The organism is Aurantimonas marianensis (assembly GCF_024195285.1).
GTDB lineage: Bacteria > Pseudomonadota > Alphaproteobacteria > Rhizobiales > Rhizobiaceae > Aurantimonas > Aurantimonas marianensis.
The window spans coordinates 18,899-27,085 of the sequence record NZ_JALHBS010000008.1; the positions used below are offsets into that span (position 1 = coordinate 18,899).

Genomic DNA, 8,187 nt, shown 5'->3' on the forward strand with positions numbered 1-8,187 from the left:
CATAAACGCCGCGCGGGATGCCGGAGGCGGACCGTATGACGTAAAACAGTCGGAGGGTTCGCCTCCGGCGTCCCGCCGCTCGTGAGGGCGGCATGAATCGAACAAGGCCAACGAAGCGAAAGGAGACGAAGCCACTGTCGGGGAAATACTCACGCCGGCCGCGAACGCGGCGCGGGCGCTGACGCGCGCCCTCTTTCTCTCAAACCCGTCGCCTTGCCGAATTTCGTCGCACGGGTTACGGGAACGCCCGCACAAGTCTGGGCTTTCCAGCCCGTCGAACCCATCCGGATCGCTGCGTCATCATGGCTGACAAGAAGAAAAAACCGACACGGGTCCAGGCGCGGGTGCCGCGTGGCTTCGTCGATCGGACCGCCGACGATCTGCGCGCCGAGGCCGAGATGCTCGCCACCATCCGGCGGGTCTACGAGACCTGGGGTTTCGAGCCGGTCGAGACGCCGCTGTTCGAATATACCGACGCGCTCGGCAAATTCCTGCCCGATGCCGACCGGCCGAATGCCGGCGTGTTCTCGCTCATGGACGACGACGAGCAGTGGCTGAGCCTTCGCTACGACCTCACCGCGCCGCTCGCCCGCCATGTCGCGGAGAATTACGAGACGCTGCCGAAACCCTATCGTAGCTACCGGGCGGGGCACGTCTTCCGCAACGAGAAGCCGGGGCCGGGGCGCTTTCGCCAGTTCATGCAGTTCGACGCCGACATCGTCGGCGCGCCGAACGTCTCGGCCGACGCCGAACTGGCGATGATGATGGCCGACACCATGGAAGCGCTGGGGATTCCGCGCGGCCAGTATGTGATCCGGGTCAACAACCGGAAAGTGCTCGACGGCGTCCTGGAGGCGATCGGCCTCGGCGGCGAGGAGAATGCCGGCCGGCGCCTGACGGTGCTGCGGGCGATCGACAAGCTCGACAAGTTCGGGGTTGAGGGTGTCCGGCTGCTGCTGGGGACCGGCCGATGGGACGGCGGCAGGGAAGGCGAGGGCGACTTCACGCCGGGGGCGGGCTTAGACGCTCCGCAGGTCGAAATCGTCTTGTCCGTTGTGAAGCCCGAGATCGGATTTGTTGACGAAGATGTCAGCGGTGACAAACAGCGAGCATATCTCGATCGCCTAATGCGTTTGATCGGAGGCAACCCGACCGGCCTTCAAGGCGTGCATGAACTGACGCAGATAACACAGATTCTCGTGGCTAATGGCTATGGCACTATGGGGGAAGGACTTCGGACGGTGATCGACCCATCCGTCGTCCGTGGCCTCGAATACTACACCGGCCCGGTTTTCGAGGCCGAGCTGTTGTTCGACGTCGTCAACGACAAGGGCCAGAAAGTCCAGTTCGGCTCGGTCGGCGGCGGCGGGCGCTATGACGGCCTCGTCTCGCGCTTCATGAGCCAGCCGGTACCGGCGACCGGTTTTTCCATCGGCGTTTCGCGATTGCAGACGGCGCTGAAGAATCTCGGCCGTCTCGATGTCTCGGAACGCCCCGGCCCGGTGGTGGTCACGGTCATGGACCGCGACCGCATGGCCGATTATCAGGCCATGGCGACGCAGCTGCGCGACGCGTTGAACCCGAAGGACGCGGCGGGGAAGCCCTTGGGCGAGCCGGTGCCGGTCGAGAAGGTCGAGGGCGAGAAGGTGACCGGTGCCACGATCAACGGTACGGGCAGCCTGATCATCGAGGCCGAGCGCGTCGGCGCCGACACCATGCTCAGCCAGATCGTCGAGATGGTGGCGAATGCGCAACGCTCGCGCGCGCCGATCCAGAAGCTCGCCGACTCGGTGGCCGGCATGTTCGTGCCGGCCGTGATCGCCATCGCGGTCGTCGCCTTCCTCGTCTGGGCGATCTGGGGGCCGGCGCCGGCGCTCGCCTACGCGCTGGTATCGGCGGTGGCAGTCCTGATCATTGCCTGCCCCTGCGCGCTGGGCCTGGCCACGCCGATGTCGATCATGACGGCGACCGGCCGGGGCGCGCAGGCCGGCGTACTGATCAAGAACGCCGAGGCGCTGGAGCGCTTCGCCAAGGTCGATACGCTGATCGTCGACAAGACCGGCACGCTGACGGTTGGCAAGCCGAAGCTCGTCGCCGTCCTTCCGGAAAGCGGCGATGACGAGGACGAGGTGCTGCGCCTGGCGGCAAGCCTGGAACGGGGCTCGGAGCACCCGCTCGCCGAGGCGATCGTCACGGGAGCCGAGGAGCGCGGGATCTCCCTGGCCAAGGCCGAGGAATTCGAGGCGGTCACTGGCAAGGGGGTGAAGGGCGTCGTCGACGGCAAGCCGGTGGCGCTCGGCAACGCGAAGCTGCTCGCCGACGGCGGCGTCGACGGCGGCGGGCTCTCGGAGTCCGCGAATGCCCGGCGCGACGAGGGCGAGACGGTGATGTTCGTCATCGTCGGCTCGGAGATCGCCGGCCTCGTGTCGGTCGCCGATCCGGTCAAGGAGACGACTCCGGCTGCGCTGAAGGCGCTGCATGAACAAGGCTTCCGCATCGTTATGGCGACCGGCGACAACGCGCGCACAGCCAAGGCGGTGGCGGCGCGCCTCGGCATCGACGAGATCCGCGCCGACGTGCTGCCCGAAGACAAGGCACGCATAATCGAGGAGATGCAGGCCGAGGGCCGCAAGGTCGCCATGGCGGGCGACGGCGTCAACGACGCGCCCGCGCTCGCGCAGGCCGATGTCGGGATCGCCATGGGCACCGGCGCCGACGTGGCGATCGAGAGCGCCGGATTCACTTTGGTGAAGGGCGACCTCAGCGGCATCGTCCGGGCGCGGCGGCTTGCGCGCGCGACCATGCGCAACATCAAGCAGAACCTGTTCTTTGCCCTGGTCTACAACGCCGCTGGCGTGCCGGTGGCGGCGGGCGTGCTGTTCCCGTTCTTCGGCATCCTGATCTCGCCGATCTTTGCGGCCGCGGCGATGAGCCTGTCGTCCGTGTCCGTTGTCGGCAACGCGCTGCGCCTGCGTTCGGTCAAGATCTAGGGAAGGTCACCGATTCTCTCTCGAAATGGAGAACCTAAAGCCATGAAAGCCATATCAATCCTTCGGACGACCGCGTGGACGGGGCTGCTGATGCCGCTGGTGCTGGGAGCGCAAGCCGCCATGGCCGAGCCCCTCGTCTATGTACCTCTCGGTGGCGAGAACAGAATCGTCGCCATCGATGCCTCGAAGGACGAGATCGTCGACACGATAAGCGGTCTCGCGGCCGTTCACGGTCTCGCCGGAACGCCTGACGGTCGGTTCCTGATCGCAGGCAGCTTCGAGACGCGCGTGCCGAAAGGCGAAGCGGTGGCGAAGCCGGCGGGCGTCTCCGAAGACGAGCACGCCGCGCACCACGGCGCCGCGCCTGCCAATGCGAAAGCCGACGTTGGCGTCAGCACTGTCTCGGTGATCCAGACCGCTGACGGGTCCGTGGCCCGGCGCATCGACGTGCCCGGTGCCGTCCATCACGTAGCGGTCAGCCCCGACGGCCGGTTCGCCGTCGTCACCCACCCCAATGACGGCGCAATCAGCGCGATCGACCTGGAATCTTACGAGCTGGTCGCTACCGTCGCGACCGGACCGCTGCCCAATTACGCGACCTTTGGCCCCAACGGTGACCGGATCTTCGTCAGCAATGCCGGCAACGACACGGTCAGCGAGGTCGACACGACGCGGTGGATCGTCCGGTCGAACGCCGTGGTCGGCAGCAGCCCCGAGCATGTCGTATTGGCCGACGACGGCGCCACTCTCTACGTCAACAACGTGGAGGACGGCACGATCTCCGTCCTCGACGTCGGCGACCGGAAGGTCGTGAAGACGATTCCGATTGGCTCGACCCTCCACGGGATCGATCTGTCCGACGACGGCCGAACGCTCTTTGTCGCCGCCCTCGGCGACGACAAGGTGGTCGCCGTCGATCTCGGCACCGGTGCCGAGCGCAGCGCTTCCCTGGCTCCGGCCCCCTATCACCTGGCTGTCGTGCGCGGGACGGGCAAGCTCTACATCTCCAGCGCCGAGCAGCCCAAGATCTGGGTGATCGACCAGCGGAACCTTGAAGTTCTCGGAGAGATCGAGATCGGCGGTAAGGGGCATCAGATGGTCCAGGGCACCGGCGGATGATTACGGCTCTGATTGAGGCCGCACGATCCGGAACGCTGCGTCCGGTTATTTCCATCCGCCAACCGCGAACAGTCATAAAGGAGTGACCCCATGTCCATTCTTATCCGTTCCGTGCTGACCCTGTTCGTCGGCGCCCTGGCTTTTCAGGCGTCGTTGTCCGCGTCACAGGCCGAGATGCACGACAAAGCCGAGGGGACGCCGAACCGCGCGGGTTCTATGATAATGGGCCAGCAAATGGTAGGCCCGGGGCTGATGATGCCTTCAATGGACCCGGAGCGCGGACGCAAGCTGTTCGCCAGCAAGGGGTGCGTGGTCTGCCACGCGGTCAACGGCGTCGGCGGAGAAGACGCGTCGCCGCTTGACGCCGCAACCATGCCCCGTCCCATGAATCCTTTCGAGTTCTCGGCGAGGATGTGGCGCGGGGCGGAGGCGATGATCTACCTCCAGCGCGAGGAACTCGGTGAACAGATCGAGTTCACCGGCGATGAACTCGCTGACATTATCGCTTTCGTCCATGATTCCGAGGAGCAGGCGAAGTTCTCCGAGGCGGACGTTCCGGCCCGGATGAAGGACCTCATGCAGCACATGGAGGAGGGCGAGGCGCACGAGGACGAAGAAGGCGGCCACGACGCCGACAAGCCGAGGGAGTGACCCCCAGGGCCGGGACGCCTGGAACCTTCCCGAATTCGAAGGCGAATATTCCATGCGCCACAAGAAATTGAACCAGAACTACGATGCAGCTTCTGCGAAATCTACCGGCTGTTCTGGTCACTGGGGTTGCTGTCGCCGGATTCACTCTCGTCGTTGGAAAGTCCTCGCGCCTTCGTCACCCGACACGACAATCGAGATCACCGTGCCGAAGCTTTCGCCCATCGCCATCGCAGGCAAGACGGCGTTCGACGCCAACTGTGCGCTGTGTCACGGCCGCGACCCCGCCGGAACCGACAAAGGGCCGCCCCTGGTCCATGACATCTACAACCCCCGGCCACCACGGAGACGCCGCATTTCTCGCCGCCGCGAGACGAGGGGTGCCGCAGCACCATTGGCCCTTTGGGAACATGCCGGCGCAGCCGCAGGTAAGCGGGTGAGGACATAGCTTCGATCGTTCGCTATGTACGCGAGCTGCAACTGGCCAATGGGATCGCATACCGGCCGCATCGCATGTGAGGAGCACGCCGCTTGCGGTCGGATAGCTCGCTTCCCGGCCAAGCGGGCCCGTTCGTGTCGTGCGGTTGGCGCCACAATCGCCGTTCAGCCCCGGCCGGCTATCGCTCAGTTCCGGTTTAGTTGCCGTCGATTTCCGGCGTAGCCTGGGGACCGCCCTTGAGATCGGCGATCAACGCCTTCATCTCGGCGATTTCGAGCCGTTGCGCCTTGATAATCTCGTCAGCCAGCTTGCGAACCCGCGGATCGGTGATCTGGGCCCGTTCGCTTGTCAAGATGGCGATCGAATGATGCGGGATCATCGCCTCCATATAGTCGACATCATCGACCGTAATCTGGCTGCGAAGCAGATAAAGCAACCCTGCGAAGACAAGAACTGCGCCAAAAAATATTGAAATGTTAGCCGCCTTGCTGGTATACACCCCAAGCATGTAGAGCATCATGACCACAACCATGGTGGTGCCCATCAACAATGCCACGAACACGCGTGTTTCACTAAAATACGCATGATCAATGATCTGGAAACTCTCCAAATATGTTATTCCAAACATCAGAATAACGGATGTGCCGACCATCAATGAAAGACGAATGTAGTTTGACATTGAAACACCTCTTGGTTCGTGGTGATGCATGATCTGCAATAATGTGATCAGCGCCGCACTGGACGGACTGGAACATCAACCGCCTTCGGCCCCTCCGTTCTTGTCGCCCGCGCGCGGGGCCGGTCGCCAACCGCCGTCTTCGAGGTGGCAGGGGACTTCCAGGCGCTCGCCTGCATGAAAGCCATAGGACTCGTCGCGGATGACGATGCGGTTCGGCCCGTCCCAACCGTCCGGGGCTGAGATGGTCAGACGCTCGCAGCCGATGTCGATGTCGAGCCAGTGGCCGCGATGGCGGATACGAAAGCGCAAGCCGCGCAGCTCCTCCGGCAGGCAGGGATTGAGGCGGAGCATGTCGTCGCGGATCTCGAGTCCGGTCTGGCCGCGCTGGACGAGGTCGACGGTGCCGGCCATGGCGCCGAGATGGATGCCTTCCGGCGTCGTCCCACCCTGCACGTCGGCGATGTCGCTCTCCAGCGCGGCCCTGAGCTGCTTCCAGGAGCCGGCTCGGTCGGAGCGCGCCAGCACCCAGGAATGGACGATGCCGCTCAGCGTCGAGCCGTTCGACGTGCGTCGCAGGTAGTAGTCGACGGTGCGCGGGATCAGCTCCCCCTCGAACGGGTATTCGAGCCGGGCGAAAAGGTCTCCCAGTTCTTCGGCAGAGAAGAGATAGAACAGCATCAGCGCATCCGCCTGTTTGGAGGCCTTGTAGCGGTTGACCGTGTCGCCCTCGGCTTCGAGCAGCCGGTCGAGCCGATGGATGTCGCCGTACTTTGCGCGATAGCCCTCCCAGTCGAACTCCTCCAGCCGCTCATAGCCCTCGAACTGGCTGACGACCCCGTCGTGGAACGGCACGAACATCTTGCGGCTGATCTCGTCCCAGCCGGCGACCTCGTCGGCGGCGAGCCCGAGCGTCTCGTCGAGCTCGGCCCGCCGCTCGGGATCGAGCAGTGCGCGCGTGTCCAGGGCGCGGAGCAGCACCCAGGTCGCCATGACGTTGGTGTAGGCGTTGTTGTCGAGGCCGGGCCTCTCTGCCCAGGGGTAGCGGTCGTGGAACTCATCCGGCCCCATCACGCCGCGGATCTCGTAGCGGCCGCGCTCGGCATTGAAGGTGGCGATGCTGGCCCAGAAGCGGGCGATCTCGAACAGCATCTCGGCGCCGTAGACCGACAGGAACTCGGCATCGCCCGTCGCCTCGTAATGGCGCCAGACATTGTAGGCGATGGCGGCGTTGACGTGCCGCTGCAGGTGGGTGTTGTCGGGCAGCCAGCGGCCGGATTTCGGGTTGAGGTGGAGCACCTGCGCCTCCTCGCGCCCGTCGCTGCCGCTCTGCCAGGGATACATCGCGCCGCGATAGCCCGCCGCCGCAGCCAACCGCCGCGCTGCCGGCAGTCGGCGGTGGCGGTAGCGCAGCAGGGCGCGGGTGATCTCGGGGATGCGCAGGTTGAGGAACGGGAAGATGAACAGCTCGTCCCAGAAGATGTGCCCGCGATAGGCCTCGCCGTGCAGGCCGCGCGCCGGCACGCCGGTATCGAGGTCGACGCTGTGCGGCGAAACGGTCTGGAGCAGGTGGAAGACGTGCAGCCGCAGGATCATCTGCGTTCGATGCCGGCCTTCCAGCACGAGGTCGCAGCGCCGCCACAGATGCGACCAGGCGCGCGCGTGATCCTCCAGAAGCGTCCCGAAGCGCCCCGCCTCGCGCAGCGTCTCCTCGGCGGCCAACGCGGGGCTCGAGATCGCCCGGTCACGCGCGGTGTGGAGCGCGACGACCTTCTCGATCGTGACAGGGCTGCCTTCGGCAACCGCGAAGGACAGGGCATGGGCGATGTAACCCTCGTCCTGCTGGACCTGCCGCTCGATCTCCAGTGGCTGGTCCCTGCAATAGGCCCGGGTGCGGGCGGCCTCGGCGATGCGGATATGCGACTGGCTGGTCTCGGCGAGAAGGAGGACCCCGTCCTCGCCGATCTCTCGCGAAGCCAGGGGGACGAGGTGCTTGCCGTTGAGCTGGCGGTAGCGCGGCACCCCGGCGTTGATCAGCCGACCATCGAGGGCGGAGAGGACCTCGACCCGCCCCGACCAATTCTCGGGCGTGAGCGTCCATTCGATGGCCGCCAGATGCGGCGCGCCGATATGCACGAGCCGCCGGCTCTCCAGCGTCGTCTCCCGCCCCGTCCGGTCGCGCAGGCGCATCGCGCGCTTCAGCACCCCCTGCTTCAGGTCCAGCTCCTGGCGATAGGACAGGATCTCGACCGCCAAGAGGTTGAGCCAGTCGCCGCCCTCCGGCCGGAAGGTCAGCCGAAGCCAGTTCGGCAGGT

At 65.4% G+C, this 8,187-nt stretch carries 6 protein-coding genes; 4 read left to right on the plus strand and 2 right to left on the minus strand.

Annotated elements, in window-relative coordinates:
* Positions 1 to 302: 302 nt before the first annotated feature.
* The 4 genes from hisS to MJ956_RS01610 all read left to right on the plus strand — a co-directional run bounded on the left by hisS (position 303) and on the right by MJ956_RS01610 (position 5,205).
* Positions 303 to 2,990 carry a histidine--tRNA ligase gene (gene hisS, locus MJ956_RS01595; protein WP_253962733.1) on the plus strand — a complete coding sequence of 896 codons (2,688 nt, stop codon included), beginning with the start codon at positions 303 to 305 and terminating at the stop codon, positions 2,988 to 2,990.
* 42 nt (positions 2,991 to 3,032) lie between these two features.
* On the plus strand, positions 3,033 to 4,109 hold the full coding sequence (locus MJ956_RS01600; protein WP_253962734.1) for a beta-propeller fold lactonase family protein: 1,077 nt from the start codon (positions 3,033 to 3,035) through the stop codon (positions 4,107 to 4,109).
* Between the two features lie 111 nt (positions 4,110 to 4,220).
* Positions 4,221 to 4,760 (plus strand): c-type cytochrome, encoded by a 540-nt coding sequence (locus MJ956_RS01605; RefSeq protein WP_253962735.1) that lies wholly within the window; start codon positions 4,221 to 4,223, stop codon positions 4,758 to 4,760.
* Positions 4,761 to 4,812: 52 nt separating this feature from the next.
* Positions 4,813 to 5,205: a c-type cytochrome gene (locus MJ956_RS01610; protein ID WP_253962736.1), complete on the plus strand. Its 393-nt coding sequence runs from the start codon at positions 4,813 to 4,815 to the stop codon at positions 5,203 to 5,205.
* A 187-nt stretch (positions 5,206 to 5,392) separates the two neighbouring features.
* Here the strand turns inward: MJ956_RS01610 and MJ956_RS01615 are convergent, their stop codons facing one another.
* Positions 5,393 to 5,875 (minus strand): DUF305 domain-containing protein, encoded by a 483-nt coding sequence (locus MJ956_RS01615; protein ID WP_253962737.1) that lies wholly within the window; start codon positions 5,873 to 5,875, stop codon positions 5,393 to 5,395.
* 75 nt (positions 5,876 to 5,950) lie between these two features.
* Positions 5,951 to 8,187 (minus strand): glycoside hydrolase family 65 protein (locus MJ956_RS01620; RefSeq protein ID WP_253962738.1); only part of this gene is annotated, 2,237 nt, incomplete at its 5' end.